Here is a 15,639-nt window from a genome sequence, read left to right on the forward strand (position 1 = left end):
AGCTGCGAGCCTTTCAACAAAAAACCGGGCGGAGACCCGGCCCATGGAGCTCCCACATGTTGATTTTGACCAGGCGGGTCGGCGAGACGCTCATGATCGGTGACTCGGTCACCGTGACCGTGCTCGGCGTCAAGGGTAACCAGGTGCGCGTCGGCATCACCGCGCCCAAGGACGTTTCGGTCCACCGCGAGGAAATCTACCAGCGCATCCAGCGCAACGAGCCCGTGGCAGCGGCCGGTGGCGACGACGCGGCCGACGAGGGCGAGACGGAATCGAATTGAAGTTTGCCGGCTGAGGGCCGAGCCGGTATTCTTACGCACCCCGTCGGCCGCAAGGCCTTCAGGGAAGCAACATCCGGAGAGTTGCCCGAGTGGCTGAAGGGGCTCCCCTGCTAAGGGAGTATAGGGTTTATAGCTCTATCGAGGGTTCGAATCCCTCACTCTCCGCCAGATCCATGGCGGAAGGCGATTGACGAAAGTTGGCTGTCTCTGCATAATTCCGCTTCTGCAAAACGCGCCCGTAGCTCAGCTGGATAGAGCACCAGGCTACGAACTTGGGGGTCGGAGGTTCGAATCCTTCCGGGCGCACCATTACAAACGCACAAGGGTCAACGGGTTAGCACTCGTTGGCCCTTTTGCGTTGTCGGGCTTGGCGAAGCCTCCGGGTCATGAAGACGGGGCGGCCGGCGTCGCCCGGTACATCATCGGCATCAGCCGTGCGATGTTTCGCGCATCATCGATGGCGCGGTGGTGCGTGCCTTCGAACGTCAGCCCCGCGATGTCCAGGGCCTTGCCCAGGCCAGGCCGCCTCGGCAGCTGGAGGCGCCTGGTGAACCGGTCCTTGAGGTTGAAGTGCGCTGCTTCGATCGGGAAGCCGATGCCATGGAAGCCGGCGTCCTGTCGGATCTGGCGGCGATCGTAGTTGCCCCAGGAACCCCAGGCAGTCAGGCGGAACGGACGCAGCCAGTCCTGCAGCTGTCCGATCACTTCGGCGAAGCCGGGCGCCCGATCGACGTCAGCCTGCGTGATCGACGTGAGCTGCGTGCAGAACGGCGTCAGCCGGGGATTGCGCACGGGCCGCACGAACGCATTGAACTCCTCCTCGATCCGCCATGAGGCGGGATCCAGCAGAACCGCACCGATCTCGATGATCTCCATTTCTTCGCGCGGAACCGAGCCCTGGTCGTCGCAGGTGGCCTCCAGGTCAACCACCAGGTATCGCCTCATGCCAGTTCGACCGATGGTGCGCCGAGGTCGGCGGGAATGATCCGGATCCGACCCGGGCGACGCACGGCACGGGCAATGGCATCGTCGAAGCAGCGCTGCAGCATGCGCATGTCGGGCTGCGTCCGGGCCAGGTGGCGGATGGCGGATTCCGGAAGCGCGGCGGGCAGCCGGAGCCCGGGATAGAGGTCGCGATGGGAGCGCCATGCCGACTGGATCACCGCCTGGAGGCTCCCGGCATCCGGCGTCCGGATCCCGATCTCCCGGAAGCGCGAACGCAGGGCCGGGTCGAGGAGCCCGGGGGAGTTGCAGGTGGCGACGAAGATCGCCGAACTGACATCGAACTCGACGCCGAAGAATTCGTCATGCCAGCGCGATGCGGATGCATGGTCCAGCAGGTCGAGCAGGACCGGGGTGGGGTCGTACCGCGCCGCGCTTGCCTTCTCGATCTCGTCGATGATGATGACCGGGCTGGCAACGTGGGTGCCGATGAACGCTTCGACGATCCGCCCCGGCCGGGCACTTGACCAGCTTGCGGTGCTGCCGGACAGCACGAAAGAAGCGGTCACCTTCGGCATCACGATCGTGGTGGCCGGGAAGCCAAGCGCCTGCGCAATCTGCCGCGCCCACCAGGACTTGCCGCTTGCCGGCGGACCCGACAGGAGGATTGGTGCAAGGCGCGGCGGGCCTTTTGCACGGCGCGCGATCGCGATCGCATCCAGGACCGCCTGCGTGGCTTGCGCCAGGTGGGGGGCGTCGATGGCGAGCCGGCGCACGTTGCTTTCCTGCGTCCGTGACAGGGTCGGCCGGTCCCGGGTGCCATTTCCGCGGTCTGCAAGCCTGGTGGCCAAGGACGGGATGTGGCGGTCCAGATGGATTTTCGTGCCAGCGCCGAGCCCGACGGCTCGGTGGCGGCGAAAAAGCGGTACGAACCGGGTCAAATGGGTGCAAGGCGAGTGCATGAAAATCCCTCCGGGCTAACCACAGGAAACGCGCAAAAGGCCAACCGGCAAGCACCGTTGGCCTTCTGCTTTTCCCGGCCAGCGCCGGAGCAAGTGTGACCAAGCGCACGCTGCGGCACCCGGCGCACCGGTACGATCCGATCCGCACCCGCCCGTGCTCGGGCACCGGTGCCACACACAGTCCGCGACGTCGAGCAGGGGCGCTGTCGCCATTTCCGGAGTTTCCCCGATGCGATTATGTCTTCACCAGGATGTGCGATTACCTGCCTGCCCGACCGCAGGCTCCGAAACACGGCCTTCGCGCAGGCCTCCTCGTTACATGCGTGCCCTGGCTGCTGCAGCCACCGTATTCCTCCTTGCCGCCTCGCTCCCGGGCCTTGCCGCCGAGTGGTTCGTATCCACGGCCGGCAATGACAGCACCGGAACCGGCACGCTCCAGAAGCCGTTCCGCACCATCAGGCACGCTGCTGCAGGCAGTGTCTCGTCCGCGGGCGACACGATCACCATCCGGGGCCCTTCCGGCAACCGGACCTACAGCGAGTGCGAAGTGCGCCTGCGCCATCGGCTCGTGCTCCGCTCCCACCCGGGCGAACGTGCGCACATCCAGTGTGGCAACACCTCCGACGTCGCGGTACGCATCGATGTCAACGCATCGGGCAGCCGGGTGGCGGGCCTCGAGATCAGCGGCGGCTACTACGGCGTGATGCTGATGACCAACTGGGAGCAGGGCGGGCCGTCGAGCGCGCACGGCGCGCGCAACGTGGTCCTGGAGGATCTCCTGATCCACGACACCGGCCGCGACGGCATCAAGGTCACCCCGAAGTCGGACCACGCGACCATCCGCCGTGTCGAGATCCACACCACTGGCGTCGGCTATCCGTCGGGCACGCCGGATGATTCCAAGAACGCCGACGGCATCGACAACGTCAATGGTTCCGGCATGGTCGTGGAGGACAGCTACATCCACGACACCGCGACCACCGGCCTGTACTTCAAGGGCGGCGCGGCGGACGTCGTGATCCAGCGCAACCGGATCGAGGACACCGGTGATGCCGGGATCCTGGTCGGTTTCGACACCAGCCCCGAATTCTTCGACCTGCAGCTCAATCCGGGCTACTACGAGGCGATCCGCGGCACCGTGCGCAACAACTACGTGCGCAACACCGGCTATGCCGGCATCGGCATGTACGCGTCCATGGACTCGCTGGTGGCCAACAACACGATCGTCAACGCGGCGCGGAAGGGCCATGCGCCGCTGTACTTCGGCGTGACCTTCCAGGACTGGGACCCGGCCGCGGGACGTCCCGCCAATCGCAATCCGATGCTGCGCAACAACCTGGTGGTGCAGGATGGCGGCCGCTGCGTGGAGATCCGCTATTCCAGCGAGCTCGGCGGCCTGTCCGGGCTCAGTGGCTCGCCTGGCAGTGATTACAACGGCTTCCAGGCCAGCTGCCGGTTCCGCGACGCACGCCCCGGCAGCAACCTCGCGGACGGCTCGCTGGCGCAATGGCGGTCGACCACAGGTTCGGATGCCAACAGCATGTCGGCCACGTTTACCGTGGATGCCAGCGGACACCTGCCTGCCGGCAGCCCGGCGATCGATCGCGGCGTGGCCCTGTCGCAGGTGCTCGACGACATCGACGGCCAGATCCGCCCGGTGCGCTACGACATCGGCGCCGACGAATACATCGGGTCCAATCCGGGGCCCAGGCCACGCAACGGATCCGCGCCGCTGGTGCCGCCTGCCGTCGGAACGGCGGCCGCCGGCGATCGTGCAGGCATCGCAAGCGTGCCTGCCCCGGCGGGCGGACACGCCGGGAAGAGCGTCGCGCCAGTGCCGGCAGGCGTCGTGCACGCCACGGCGCCGCGCCAGGTCCGCATCACCGCACCCGCCGTGGTCGCGTGGCAGCGATTCATGGCCTGGCTGGACGTGGCGCGCGACAGGTTGACGCTCCAGATGGAGTGACACGCTGCCGCAAGGCAATGCCCGAGGGCCCCGACTGGAACGTCGGGGCCTTTTCTCCGGGGTAGACCGCCCCTCCGGTCAGTGGCCGTCTTTGCCCGCATTCCGAGTTTTCCCATGCAGGAGATCCGGATGGGCCGGGTCTGGCACAAGGCCGAACGGGGGAGCAATGCACAGACACGCTGCCGTGGGCGGGGCAAACACCATGCCCGCCGCCCGGGGGTTTCCGTGATCGGCGTCTTTGGCAGCCGTGCCAACCGCGTGGCCCGGTGGCTTTGGATCGGTGAGTCGGTGCTCGTGGTGCTGGCGGTGGTGGCTGCGATCTGGCTGCGCTTTCCCGACGACCCTGCGGGTCGCGACCTGCTGTTCCAGCGTGGTCCGGTCCCAGCGCTTCTGGTGGCTGCCTTCGTGACCCTGTCGATGGCGGCGTTCGGCCTCTACCAGTCGCATATCCGGCTCAACCGCAGCGAACTTCTCCTGCGCCTGCTGCTTGCGTTCTGCTTCGGTGGCGTCGCGCTGCTGGTGCTGTACTACCTGGTGCCACCGATGTATATCGGCCGGGGCCTGCTGGCGATCACGCTGGCGCTTGGATTTGCCGGCGTCTACGGGCTGCGCATCCTCGTGCAATGGCTCATGCGCGGCGAAGCGTACAAGCGCCGCGTGCTTGTTTATGGGGCCGGACGCAACGCCGACCTGATCAACTGCCGCATGCGGCGCCGGGCGGACCGGCAGAGCTTTGCCGTAGTCGGCTTCCTGCCGGTCCCCGGCCAGCAGGTGGTCGTGTCCGAGGCCCTGTGCCTGGACGCCGGAGAGTCGCTACCCGTCCTGGTCCAGCGCCTGGGCGTGCACGAGATCGTGGTGGCGCCTGATGAGCGTCGCGGTGGCCTGCCGATGGAGGACATCCTGGCCTGTGCGCAGCGGGGGGTTTCGGTGGTCAACCTGCCGGCGTTCTTCGAGCGCGAGGCGGGCATGATCAAGCTCGAGGTCGTGGACCCATCGTCGCTGGTGTTCTCGGGTGGCTTCGACCACTCCGTCATGCGCCGGCTCAGCAAGCGCGCTTTCGACCTGGCCGCGGCGCTGGTGCTGCTGGTGGTGGGCTGGCCCGCGATGCTCCTGGTTGCGCTGGCGGTACGCCTGGAAGATGGCGGACCGGCGCTGTACCGGCAGGTCCGGGTGGGCGAGGGCGGCCGCAGCTTCGAGTTGGCGAAGTTCCGCAGCATGCGCACCGATGCCGAGAAGGATGGCGTTGCGCAGTGGGCGAGCAGCAACGATGACCGGACCACCCGTGTGGGCCGCTTCATCCGCAAGACCCGCCTGGACGAACTGCCGCAGCTGTTCAACGTGCTGGCCGGCGACATGAGCTTTGTCGGCCCGCGGCCCGAGCGCCCGCAGTTTGTCGACCAGTTCAACGACGAAATCCGCTACTACCGCGTGCGCCACTCGGTGAAGCCGGGCCTGACCGGGTGGGCGCAGCTGCGCTATCCCTATGGCGCATCCGCCGCAGACGCACACGAGAAGCTGAAGTTCGACCTGTTCTACGTCAAGAACCATGGCCTGCTGTTCGATTTCCTGATCCTGCTGCAGACCGTCGAGGTCGTGCTTTTCGGACGCGGTGCGCGGTGAGTCGGCCGCAAGCCGGCGCGGTTTCCGTTCTCCCTGACTCGACCCTTCAATGGATGCCGCAGTGAGCCAGTACGAAGCCCAGGTCCGCAGCTTCATCGACGAGAACTTTCCACCCGCCATTCCCGGCGAGGCACCGGCCGCCGACCTCAGCCTGCTTGAATCCGGCGTCATCGACTCGATGGGCGTGCTGCTGCTTGTCACCTGGCTGGAGCAGGACTTCGGCTTCGTGGTGGACGACGACGAGGTGGTGCCGGAGAACCTCGACAGCATCGCCGCCATCGGCGCCTTCGTCGCTCGCAAGCTGGAAGCGGAGCCGGCTGAGTGACCGCACGCTGCGAACGCTGGCTCGCGCGGGCAGCCGCGGCGCATCCGGACAAGGTGGCGATCGTGCGCGGTGGGCAGCGCGTGGACTACGCCACCCTGCACGCCGACAGCGAGCGCTTTGCCGCCAGCCTGGCCGGGCAGGCCGGCCTTGAAAACGGCGACCGCTGCGTGGTGTTCCTGGAGAATTCGGTCGAGGCGGCGGTCGGGGTGTTCGGCACCCTGCGGGCGGGCGGCGTGTTCTCGGTCATCAACCCCACCACCAAGGCCGACAAGCTGGCCTTCGTGCTTGGCGACTGCGGCGCGTCGGTGCTCCTGACCCAGGCCAGCCTGCTGCCGGTCGCGCTGTCGGCCGCGGCGCGCGCCCCGGGCCTGCGCTGCATCGTGGTGGTCGATGGCGACGGCGATGGTGCCGACGGCACCCCCATGGGTTATGGCCGCTTCCTCGCGGCGGCCGACCCGGCCCGGCTGCCGGCGGAGGTCGGCATCGACATCGACCTGGCCATGCTGGTCTACACCTCGGGATCGACCGGCAATCCCAAGGGCGTGATGATGACGCACGCCAACGTGCGCTTCGCCGCGGCCTCGATCACGACTTACCTGCGCTCCAGCGGGGACGACGTGGTGCTCAGCGTGCTGCCGCTGGCCTTCGACTACGGCCTTTACCAGCTGCTGATGTGCGTGAAGCTGGGCGCCACCCTGGTGCTGGAGAAGTCCTTCGCGTTCCCGCAGAAGGTGCTGCCGTTGCTGGCCAGCGAGGGCGTGAGCGTGTTCCCGCTGGTGCCGACGATGGCCGCGCTGCTGCTGCAGCTGCGCAACTTCGACCCCGCCTGGGCGCGAAGCGTGCGTTGCCTCACCAATACCGCCGCCGCGCTGCCGCCAGCGCACATCCGGCGCCTGCAGCAGCTGTTCCCGGCCGCGCGGGTGTACTCGATGTACGGCATGACCGAATCAAAGCGCTGCACCTGGCTTCCGCCCGAGGAGCTGGAGCGCCGACCCGACAGCGTCGGCATCGCCATCCCCGGCACCTGCGCCTGGGTGGTCGACGATGCGGGCCAGCCGCTGCCGCCGGGCACCGTCGGCGAGCTGGTTGTGCGCGGCGGGCACGTGATGCAGGGCTACTGGAACAACGCCGAGGCCACCGCCCGCACCCTGCGGCCGGGGCGCTATCCCTGGGAGCGCGTCCTGTACACGGGCGACCTGTTCCGGATGGACGCGGAGGGCTTCCTGTACTTCGTCGGGCGCAAGGACGACATCCTCAAGTCGCGCGGCGAAAAGGTCAGCCCGAAGGAAGTCGAGAACGTGCTGTACGCGATGCACGGCGTGCGCGAGGCGGCGCTGGTGGGCGTGCCCGAGCCGCTGCTCGGCCACGCCCTCAAGGCGCTGCTGGTGGTCGATGGCCCCGGACTGGACGCGCGCGCGGTCATCGCGCACTGCCGCGCCCACCTGGAGGAGTTCATGGTGCCGCGCACGGTGGAGTTCCGCGACTCGCTGCCGAAGACCGGCACGGGCAAGATCCGGCGCAGCGAGCTGCAGGCGGAGGCCGATGCCGCCGCGCAAACCGGGCTGCCGCAGGCGCTCCCGTCCTGAGCGCTGCCCTCGGGACGGGCAGCCCACCGGATGGCATCAGAGATGGATGGGGCCGTCGCCATCGCCGCGCGTCATGTGGATCCGGTCCGAGCAGGCATCCCAGGGCGCCAGCGCGGCATGCAGGCCCTTGGACACGGCCAGGGCATAGTTCGACGGCCCGCGCAGGAAGCCGTGGCGGCGCAGCGCGGCGCCCCAGGCGGCATGCTGCTGGTTGCTCACCACAAGGTCCACGCCGCGCGTCCTGAGATGGTCGCGGGCGGCCAGCGCCACCGCTGCCTCCTGGCCGGGAAGTGCAAGGCAGTCGACCAGCGTGCCCAGCCGCATGTCGCCGAACTGCTTGTGGCCTTCCAGGCGGCTGTCGAAGACCAGCGCCCAGCCGACCACGCGCCCCGCCACGGACACCTTGAGCCGGATCGGCTTTGCCGCCTCGGGCGGGTACAGCGCGTTGAGCTCGCGCGCATCGCGCAGGGCGAGCAGCGCGTACTGGCCATGCGCTTCGCGCCAGATGGCGTCAGTCCAGTCACCGAAGCGGTCGACGACCTCGACCGACGGCCCCGGGCTCCGCCGCCACCGCCCTTGCACCACGGCCAGCGCCGGGCCCGCCGCGCCGGTCACGGCGATGGCGTCGAGGACCATGCGGCGTGGCGCACTGCCGCGCAGCACCCTGATGTTGCGCAGGAACGGCGCCGCCCGCACCACGTGGAAGTAGAACGGCACCAGGCCGACCGTCCAGCCCATGCTTCGCAGCACGGTGGGCAGCGGGGTGTGGGTGCCGCCCATGCCCAGCGCGTACATCATCCGGTTGCGCCGCGACGCGCTGGCCAGGACTTCCACGCCCACGCGCGCGTGCGCCGGGTCGATGCTGCCTTCCGACAGCGGCAGCTGCAGGTTCCTGATGTCGTCCCTGGTCTCGCCCTCGAGTGCGAACGGCTGCTGCTTGACCAGGTAGCCGCCGCGTACCTCGCCCTCGGCAACCGCCACGTAGCCCTCGAGGAAGGTGCTGCGTCCGGGGTCCTTCGGCAGCCACGGGATGCGGCTCGATGCAGGGAAGCGGAACGGCGAGCCGCCGTCGGCCAGCCGCTGGTTGAAGCGGGCCACGGCCGCCTCGTGGTGGGGCAGGTAGGCTTCGATCGCCATCGCCAGGCCTCAGGACGTGCCGTGGCTGAACTTGTGCAGCAGCCATCGACGCTCCAGCCGGCCGCGCTCGGCCGCGGTGAGCGCATGCACGCCGCCGCGGGACGCGGCGACGTGGTCGAGCAGCGTCGACACGGGCACAAACCAGCCGCCGCGCCGGGAAAGCCGCGTCATCAATTCGACGAAGCGGGGCTCAAGCACGCCGTCGGTGCAGAACCCCTTGCCGAAATGGGTGTACATCACGCAGGCGCCGCCTTCGTCCTCGAGCTTCTCCTGGGCCTCCTCGTCAAGGGTGGCGTTGAAGATGCCGCAGTTCGCGCCCTCCGATGAGGCGAACCATGCCTTGACCCAGGGCCGGTCGGAGTCGTGATAGGGCATCCACGGGCACGAGGCCATGGTGTTGGCGCCGGCGAAGGTGAAGTTGCGCACGTAGTCGACCTGCTCAAGGCACAGGTCGCCCCAGAACGAAGGATGGCCTTCAACGTGGCCACCGAAGCCGCGCTGCCGGTAACGGGTCAGGGCGTCGTAGACCAGGCGCTGCGCGCCGCTGACCCGGGCGCTGCCCCAGTACATGCCCTCGCCGCAGTCGGTGTGCGTTGCGAGCACCCGCGGACGCTGCCCGAAGAGGGCCTTGAAGCGCTCCAGGCCGCGGGCGATCCCGTCGCGCAGGGAGGTGTGGTAGGTGACGTTGTGCAGGCCGATCTCAAAGCCTTCCGCCTGCAGCTGCAGGACCCAGTCCAGGTAGGCGGGCTCGGCGCAGGTGGCTCCTCCCACCACGCTGGGTGGCCGACTGGGGGCCAGCGGCCACACCGACTTGGTGGTCATGATGCCGAGGTCGCGCAGCAGTGCGTAGACCGCGGGGGCGTTGTCCAGCGTGCTGCGGTCGGTGTCGTCGAAGATGGTGAAGGCGAAGCGCTTGCCGTCGGGCCAGGCCGGTGTCGCGGGAACGGGCGTCATGCGTCCATCTCTTCGGCCCTTCCGGGCTCCAGCAGGGTGATCGATTCCGGGAGCGGGCAGGGCCGGCCGGTGTCGAAGGTGAAGCGCGGGGCCTCGCGCGCGTCCGGCACGGAGCGCATGAAAACCTCCAGGCAGGGCTGGTTGCGGTCGCTGGCGACGAAGTCCGCGACCACGCGCCGGGCACCGAGGCGCTGTGCCTGCGCCAGCAGCCACGCCAGCATCGCCTCTTCCACCTGGCGCCCCATGACCCGGCAGCTCAGGACGAAATCCGCAAGCACCGCGTCCGCGCCGTCGATCGCCAGGCTCGCGATGCCGGTCAGGCCGGAGTCGCCGAAGCGGTCGGAGACGCGGAAGGTCCAGGCGTGGTGGCCGGGCATGGCGGCCCACGCCGCGAACTCCGCCACGGCCATGCGCCGGGTGCGCAGGTTCATCTGGTTGGTCTTGTTGAGCAGCTGTGCGGTGCGCTGCAGGTTGGCCGCCGACAGCGGCTCCACCGTGACCGTGGTGCCGAGCCCGCGCAGCCACGAGGCGATGTCGCCCACGCGTGCACGCGCATCCCGGCGCACGCGCTCGCGTGCATAGGCCTCGGCGCGATCCGCATCCTCGGCGGTGAAGTGCAGGGCATCGAAGCAGTCCATGCCGCGCAGCGCGTGCGCGTACAGCATGGGATCCCGCGGCCAGTCCGGCACCAGCACGTCCGGCAGCGCGGAGCGCACGCGTTCGCGCTCCACCGGGTTGTCATCGATGAACACCACCGAGTCCAGGCCCAGGCGCAGCTCCGCGGCAAGGTCGGCGATGTTGGCCGCCTTGTCCGACCAGTTGATCCGCCAGCCGGCGAAATCGCCGCGGCGCAGGCGCATTTCCGGGTGCTGGTCGATCGCCTCCAGGGCCACGGCTTCGGTGTTCTTGCTTGCGATCGCGAGCACCACGCCGCGCTTCTTGAGCAGGCCGAGTTCGTCCTGGAAGGCCGTGAACGCCTCGCCGGCATGGTGGTGGCCGCCGAGCACCAGCGCCTGCCAGCCGACATCGCCGACCACGCCACCCCAGAGTGTGTCGTCGAGGTCGACCACGACCAGCTTCCGCGAGTGCCCCTGCAGCGCGCGGAGCGCTGCGCGGATGTCCGCCGCCGCGGCCGCGAAGACCTCCGCGCCATACGGCACCTTGCCCATGAACCACATTTTCGGCGAATGGGCGCGCTCGCCGCCGGCGAGCAGCCAGCGCTGGGCGTCGAGCACCAGCACGTTGTCGCAGTCCTGCAGCTGTTCGGAAAGCCGGACGTTCATGCGCGCAAGTGCGATCTGGATCCCGTGCCCATCGCGATAGTCCAGCGGCCCGCGGCCGCGCCCGGAAGCGGGCGCCACCCACGCCGGTGCCAGCAGCATCCGGCAGCGCCCTGCCGCCCCGGCCAGCAGCGCCGCGTAGGCGTCGACATCGGCAAGCAGCTCATCGGTCCGGCAGCGGTCGCCGGCAAGCAGCCCGGCGAACGCCGGCGAGACCGCCGCCGCCCGTGCCCAGGCCACGGTGCAATCCGGGCGGGGCAGCCACGCGCCGTGCGCCGGGTCGGCGAGGACCTGCGCGACCTGGCCGTAGTCGGCGCTGTCGACGGTGAGCGCCAGGTCGCCGCGGTCGGCCGCCAGGTGGTTGGCCAGCACCTGGGTATTGAAGTCCGAGAGCAGCAGGCAGCGCAGCGTGCGCGCGTTGCCGGCGACCGGAGGCTGGTCGGTCATCGTGCGGCGACTCCTTCAGCCAGGGCGTCCGCCAGCGCGTCGAGGGAACGGAAGGGGTTCTGCTCCAGCGGCAGGCCGATCATGTCGGCAAGCGGCAGCTCGAACCCGAACGCGTCCATCAGGCGGTCCTCGATATCGACCACAAGTCCCATCAGCGTCAGTGATTCGACCGTGGAACCGGTTCCGACCAGGGCGAACGCCGGCGATTTTTCCAGCTTGCGCGCTGGCGGCAGCTGGGCATTCATCGTATCGATGGCCTGGCCCAGGATGGCGACGACGGCGTCTCGGGTAGTCATGTGGTTTCCAGCTCGGGCAGTGGGGTTGCGGGTGCGGCTGCGGACGCCTTGCTGTGCAGCAGGCGCGTCGACAGGATCCCGACGAAGGCCTGGTTGTCGGCGAATCCGGTCGCCTTGCCACTCCGGGCCTTGGCGTACAGGCGCGCCACCGCGGCGGCGTCGAACATGCCGTCGGCGCGGAGGGCGTCGGGGTCGAAGGCTTCGGCCACGTAGTCCAGAGGCCGGCCGTCGATGAAGAAGCTCTGGCTGTCGGGTGCGCGATAGGGCTGCTTGGTGCGCCGCAGGATGTCGTCGGGAAGCAGGCCGGCCAGCGCCTTGCGCAGCACGTGCTTCTCCGAGAGTCCGTGGATCTTCCACTGCGGTGGAAGCCGGTTGGCGAACTCCACCAGGGTGTGGTCGAGAAACGGATAGCGGCCCTCGATCGATGCCGCCATCGCCGCGCGGTCGCCCTGGCTGGCCAGCAGGTAGCCGGCCAGCAGGGTCTTGGCCTCGACGTACTGGTCGCGCGCCAGCGGCGCCCAGCGCATGATCGAAGCGGGCAGGCGCGATTCGACCAGGGCCATCGGATCGAAGCCGGCCACCGAGGCGCGCAGCTCGGGGGACAGCAACGCCAGCGCGCGTGCGGACGTGGACCAGCGCGGCAGGTGGGCGAACACCGGGCGTCCGATGTGTTCCATGCCCTGGCCGAAGAACGCGGCGGCGAACGCCGGGTTGGACGACGGCGAATTGGCCAGGTAGCCGTACAGCCGCCCCAGCAGGCGCGGACGCGCGGCCGATTCCGGCTGCCGCGCCCAGAAGCGGCGCACCTTGGCTTCCTTGAACAGGTCGTAGCCGCCGAAAACCTCGTCGGCGCCCTCGCCGGTCAGCACTACCCGGTAGCCCTGGCGACGCACTTCATCGGCGAGGAGCATCAGCGGGACGCCCGCGGTGCGAAGCACCGGCGTCTCGGCGTGGGCGACGAAGCGCTGGAAGCCCGCGCCGATCTCGTGGGCGCCAATGCGCAGCGTGGTGTGGTCGGTGCCCAGGTGGCGGACCATGGCCTGCTGGTGCTCGCTCTCGTCGAATTCGCGCTGGGCGAAGGCGACCGAAAACGTGCGTACCGGCGTCCGGGTGGCGGTGCGCACCAGGGCCACGATGCCCGACGAGTCCAGGCCGCCGCTCAGGTAGGCGCCCACCGGCACGTCGGCGCGCAGCTGCAGGCGCACGGCATCCACCAGGCGCTCGCGCAGTTCGCCCGCGGCCTGGTCGATGTCACGCCACGGCCGGGCCGCACTGCCGGCCTCGGGGAAGGTCCAGTCCCAGTAGCGGTGCAGGCGTTCGCGGCCGTCGGCCTCGATGGCGAGGACGTGCCCCGGCGGCAACGTGGAAACGCCCTGCCAGGCGGTGTCGGGATCCAGTGGCGCCCACAGCGTCAGCGCCTGCGCCAGGCCGACCGGATCCAGCCGCGCATGCCCCGGCAGAGCCGCGAACAGGGCCTTCACCTCCGATGCGAACCACAGCGTGCCGCGGGCGCGGGTGTAGTACAGCGGACGGATGCCGAGGCGGTCGCGGGCCAGGACCAGCCGCCGCCTGCGTGCGTCCCAGAGGGCGATCGCGAACTGGCCGTTGAGATGTTCGACGAACGCGTCGCCGTAGCGCTGGTAGAGGTGCACGATCACTTCGGTGTCCGAGCGCGTGCGGAAGACGTGGCCCTGCGCCTCCAGCTGCGCGCGCAGCTCCACGAAGTTGAAGATCTCGCCGTTGAAGACGGTCCACGCGCCGCCATCGGGGCTGGCCATGGGCTGGTCGCCGGTGGCCAGGTCGATGATCGACAGCCGTGCGTGCGCCAGGCCGACGCCGTCGTCGACGTGGAAGCCGTAGCCGTCGGGTCCGCGGTGGGCGAGGGTGGCGATCATCGTGCCCAGAACCGCCCGTGCGCCGTCGCGCGGCACCGGGCTACCGAGGTAACCGGCCAGTCCGCACATGATCAGGACTCTCCGTGGATGCGGTGCCGGGCGCTGTTGCCGCCTGGAATGCAGGTCGCGCCCGCCTCGCGCCGCGCCATGTCGTCCGGCGCCGGCCTGGGCGAGCCGACGCGAAGTGGCCGCAGCGGCGAGCTGTACCAGTCGGCCAGGCGGTCGCATTCGAAATGCATCCAGGACGGCCCGTAGATCCAGTGCGCGTCGCCGGCGTCGCGTGCGACGGGCTCGCCCATCAGCGTGACCACGGTGCGGCGATCCATGCCGAGCTGTGCATGGACCAGCGCCGACGCCACGGTGTCGTGGGACGCGCCGGGGACGATGGCGGCGGCTGACGGCGGGTCTGAGACCGGCAGCCAGCGCCAGATCGCAGCGACCACCAGCAGCACCGGCAGCAACAGTACGCGCATGCGTGGCACGCGCCGTTCGGCCCCTTTGGCAGCAGGCGAGGGCGAGGGCGATGTGACCACGCGCGACCCGGCAGCCGCTTGTGCCTGCGGCCGTGGCTGTGGCCGTTGCCGTGGATCAAGCGTGGAAGCGGTGTTTGCGCCGCCGGCCGGAACCGGTGCGCCGGGAAGCCGGCCCTGCCCGCGGTGGAATTCGAGCACGGCGGCATAGCCCAGGTTGAGCGCGATGAGAACGTCCGGATTGCGGGGCCGGACCGCCGGGCGATCGGGATGCAGTTCGGCCACGCGCCGGCGATACGCCTGCTTGAATGCGACGAGGCCGCAGTCGGGCGCCACGCCAAGCTCTGCGTAGGTCTTCGCGAAGTCGACGCCACCGGCCATGGTGCGCACCTGCCGGCTCACGCCACGGCCTGGCGGCAGAACAGCTGCGGGACCTGCACCATGGCCCGGAACAGATCGCGGCCGATGCCTTCCTCCACGGCGGTCCGCTGCAGGTCGAGCTGCGCCGATCCCGCATTCGCGATCCCGCCGTAGAACGAGAACGCCTGCTGCACGCCGGCTTCGCGCAGGAGGCGCCGGGTGTCGTCATTGAACGCGGTAGGGCTGCCGACCGGGTAGGCGAAGTGCGTCATCGCGATCCCGAGTTCCTCGCGCAGGCGGGTCGCGCAGCCCGCGATCTCGGCGTGCTGAGCGGCCGCGGACAATGTGGACAGGATCGGATGGTTCACGGTGTGGCCGCCGATGGTCATGCCGGCATCGGCCATCGTGCGGACCATGTCCCAGTCCATCCATTGGTCCTCCACCGTCTCCGGTGGCTCGATGCCGGTTTCGGCGGCCAGGCGCGCATGGAATGGAGCGAGCTGCTCGAATGGCAGCTGCTTGTAGACGCCCAGCACGCGACGGATGCAGGCCTCGCGGTCGCGCTCCAGCGTGACCGGCTGGTCGAGCCAGGGCGCGAGGTCCAGCGAGGCACGGCGGGCTTCGCGCACCTGCATGGCGATCGCGTCCCACCACGGGAGCAGCTTGCGGTCGATGAATCCGGTGGCGATGAAGAACGCCGCGGGCACGCGGTGGCGCAGCAGCACCGGGAAGGCGATGTCGTGGTTGTCGAGGTAGCCGTCGTCGAAGGTGATCGCGACGTGGCGCCCGCGGGGACGCCGCAGGGCATCGGCGATGTCGTCGAGCGCGATGACGTCGCAGTTGGCCTTCAGGAAGGCGACCTGGGCATCGAAGCCCTCGGCGGTGGCGCTCCACAGGGCGCGGTCGTAGCGCGAGCGGCTGCTGTCGCCAACGCGGTGGTAGTTCAGCACCAGCACCCCGTCGCGCGGGAGCGCTGCGGCTGCCATGCGGCGCAGGCCCGGTGTCGCCAGCACCTTCGCCACCATGTCCCTCTTCATCATCCGGCCATCCCCGACCGCGGCCTGTCGCCGCCGATATTCCCGTTGTCCATACCAACGCGAAACCACGGCGCAACCAGC

14 protein-coding genes and 2 tRNA genes are annotated in these 15,639 nt (G+C 69.4%); 7 read left to right on the forward strand and 9 right to left on the reverse strand.

Annotation, left to right across the window (positions count from 1 at the left end; genetic code table 11):
* Positions 1–56 precede the first annotated feature (56 nt).
* The 3 genes from csrA (at position 57) to WCE37_RS02465 (ending at position 590) form a co-directional block, all read left to right on the forward strand.
* On the forward strand, positions 57–281 hold the full coding sequence (csrA, locus tag WCE37_RS02455; RefSeq protein WP_343277977.1) for a carbon storage regulator CsrA: 225 nt from the start codon (positions 57–59) through the stop codon (positions 279–281).
* A 75-nt stretch (positions 282–356) separates the two neighbouring features.
* Positions 357–449 (forward strand) — tRNA-Ser (locus WCE37_RS02460).
* Positions 450–513: 64 nt separating this feature from the next.
* Positions 514–590: transfer RNA gene (locus WCE37_RS02465), tRNA-Arg, on the forward strand.
* A gap of 75 nt (positions 591–665) precedes the next feature.
* Here WCE37_RS02465 and WCE37_RS02470 read toward each other — a convergent pair.
* The gene (locus tag WCE37_RS02470) at positions 666–1,226 is read right to left on the reverse strand and encodes a 3'-5' exonuclease (RefSeq protein WP_343277978.1); all 561 of its coding nucleotides are present in this window, start codon (positions 1,224–1,226) and stop codon (positions 666–668) included.
* The gene (locus tag WCE37_RS02475) at positions 1,223–2,164 is read right to left on the reverse strand and encodes an AAA family ATPase (RefSeq protein ID WP_343277979.1); all 942 of its coding nucleotides are present in this window, start codon (positions 2,162–2,164) and stop codon (positions 1,223–1,225) included. The genes WCE37_RS02470 and WCE37_RS02475 overlap by 4 nt, the downstream gene beginning before the upstream one ends.
* Before the next feature lie 340 nt (positions 2,165–2,504).
* Here WCE37_RS02475 and WCE37_RS02480 point away from each other — a divergent pair, with 340 nt between their 5' ends.
* The 4 genes from WCE37_RS02480 to WCE37_RS02495 all read left to right on the forward strand — a co-directional run bounded on the left by WCE37_RS02480 (position 2,505) and on the right by WCE37_RS02495 (position 7,682).
* Positions 2,505–4,151, forward strand: a complete 1,647-nt coding sequence (locus WCE37_RS02480) for a right-handed parallel beta-helix repeat-containing protein (protein ID WP_343277980.1) — start codon at positions 2,505–2,507, stop codon at positions 4,149–4,151.
* A gap of 225 nt (positions 4,152–4,376) precedes the next feature.
* On the forward strand, positions 4,377–5,771 hold the full coding sequence (locus WCE37_RS02485) for a TIGR03013 family XrtA/PEP-CTERM system glycosyltransferase (protein ID WP_343277981.1): 1,395 nt from the start codon (positions 4,377–4,379) through the stop codon (positions 5,769–5,771).
* A gap of 61 nt (positions 5,772–5,832) precedes the next feature.
* Positions 5,833–6,096: an acyl carrier protein gene (locus WCE37_RS02490; RefSeq protein WP_343254875.1), complete on the forward strand. Its 264-nt coding sequence runs from the start codon at positions 5,833–5,835 to the stop codon at positions 6,094–6,096.
* Entirely contained in the window at positions 6,093–7,682 is a 1,590-nt protein-coding gene (locus WCE37_RS02495; protein ID WP_343277982.1) for an AMP-binding protein, read from the forward strand. The genes WCE37_RS02490 and WCE37_RS02495 overlap by 4 nt, the downstream gene beginning before the upstream one ends.
* Before the next feature lie 36 nt (positions 7,683–7,718).
* On the opposite strand, the gene WCE37_RS02500 is transcribed toward WCE37_RS02495, so the two are convergent.
* Genes WCE37_RS02500 through WCE37_RS02530 form a run of 7 tightly spaced genes read right to left on the reverse strand, consistent with a single transcriptional unit; the run spans position 7,719 to position 15,561 of the window.
* Positions 7,719–8,819: a hypothetical protein gene (locus WCE37_RS02500; RefSeq protein WP_343277983.1), complete on the reverse strand. Its 1,101-nt coding sequence runs from the start codon at positions 8,817–8,819 to the stop codon at positions 7,719–7,721.
* Positions 8,820–8,828: 9 nt separating this feature from the next.
* Positions 8,829–9,773: a hypothetical protein gene (locus WCE37_RS02505; protein WP_343277984.1), complete on the reverse strand. Its 945-nt coding sequence runs from the start codon at positions 9,771–9,773 to the stop codon at positions 8,829–8,831.
* Positions 9,770–11,500 (reverse strand): HAD-IIIC family phosphatase, encoded by a 1,731-nt coding sequence (locus WCE37_RS02510; RefSeq protein WP_343277985.1) that lies wholly within the window; start codon positions 11,498–11,500, stop codon positions 9,770–9,772. Before WCE37_RS02510 ends, WCE37_RS02505 begins: the two co-directional genes overlap by 4 nt.
* The gene (locus WCE37_RS02515) at positions 11,497–11,796 is read right to left on the reverse strand and encodes a hypothetical protein (RefSeq protein WP_343277986.1); all 300 of its coding nucleotides are present in this window, start codon (positions 11,794–11,796) and stop codon (positions 11,497–11,499) included. The genes WCE37_RS02510 and WCE37_RS02515 overlap by 4 nt, the downstream gene beginning before the upstream one ends.
* Positions 11,793–13,760 carry an asparagine synthase (glutamine-hydrolyzing) gene (gene asnB, locus WCE37_RS02520; protein ID WP_343277987.1) on the reverse strand — a complete coding sequence of 656 codons (1,968 nt, stop codon included), beginning with the start codon at positions 13,758–13,760 and terminating at the stop codon, positions 11,793–11,795. The genes WCE37_RS02515 and asnB overlap by 4 nt, the downstream gene beginning before the upstream one ends.
* A gap of 2 nt (positions 13,761–13,762) precedes the next feature.
* Positions 13,763–14,563: a J domain-containing protein gene (locus tag WCE37_RS02525; protein WP_343277988.1), complete on the reverse strand. Its 801-nt coding sequence runs from the start codon at positions 14,561–14,563 to the stop codon at positions 13,763–13,765.
* Positions 14,560–15,561 carry a polysaccharide deacetylase family protein gene (locus WCE37_RS02530; protein ID WP_343277989.1) on the reverse strand — a complete coding sequence of 334 codons (1,002 nt, stop codon included), beginning with the start codon at positions 15,559–15,561 and terminating at the stop codon, positions 14,560–14,562. Before WCE37_RS02530 ends, WCE37_RS02525 begins: the two co-directional genes overlap by 4 nt.
* Positions 15,562–15,639: the final 78 nt, after the last annotated feature.

This window comes from Luteimonas sp. MJ250, from assembly GCF_039548455.1.
Taxonomy (GTDB): Bacteria; Pseudomonadota; Gammaproteobacteria; order Xanthomonadales; family Xanthomonadaceae; genus Luteimonas.

What these genes read in the sequence shown, in the direction of transcription:
- csrA (WP_343277977.1), top strand. Translation starts at nt 57, where the DNA reads ATGTTGATTTTGACCAGGCGGGTCGGCGAGACGCTCATGATCGGTGAC.
- WCE37_RS02470 (WP_343277978.1), bottom strand. Translation starts at nt 1,226, where the DNA reads ATGAGGCGATACCTGGTGGTTGACCTGGAGGCCACCTGCGACGACCAG.
- WCE37_RS02480 (WP_343277980.1), top strand. Translation starts at nt 2,505, where the DNA reads ATGCGTGCCCTGGCTGCTGCAGCCACCGTATTCCTCCTTGCCGCCTCG.
- WCE37_RS02500 (WP_343277983.1), bottom strand. Translation starts at nt 8,819, where the DNA reads ATGGCGATCGAAGCCTACCTGCCCCACCACGAGGCGGCCGTGGCCCGC.
- WCE37_RS02505 (WP_343277984.1), bottom strand. Translation starts at nt 9,773, where the DNA reads ATGACGCCCGTTCCCGCGACACCGGCCTGGCCCGACGGCAAGCGCTTC.
- WCE37_RS02510 (WP_343277985.1), bottom strand. Translation starts at nt 11,500, where the DNA reads ATGACCGACCAGCCTCCGGTCGCCGGCAACGCGCGCACGCTGCGCTGC.
- WCE37_RS02515 (WP_343277986.1), bottom strand. Translation starts at nt 11,796, where the DNA reads ATGACTACCCGAGACGCCGTCGTCGCCATCCTGGGCCAGGCCATCGAT.
- asnB (WP_343277987.1), bottom strand. Translation starts at nt 13,760, where the DNA reads ATGTGCGGACTGGCCGGTTACCTCGGTAGCCCGGTGCCGCGCGACGGC.
- WCE37_RS02530 (WP_343277989.1), bottom strand. Translation starts at nt 15,561, where the DNA reads ATGATGAAGAGGGACATGGTGGCGAAGGTGCTGGCGACACCGGGCCTG.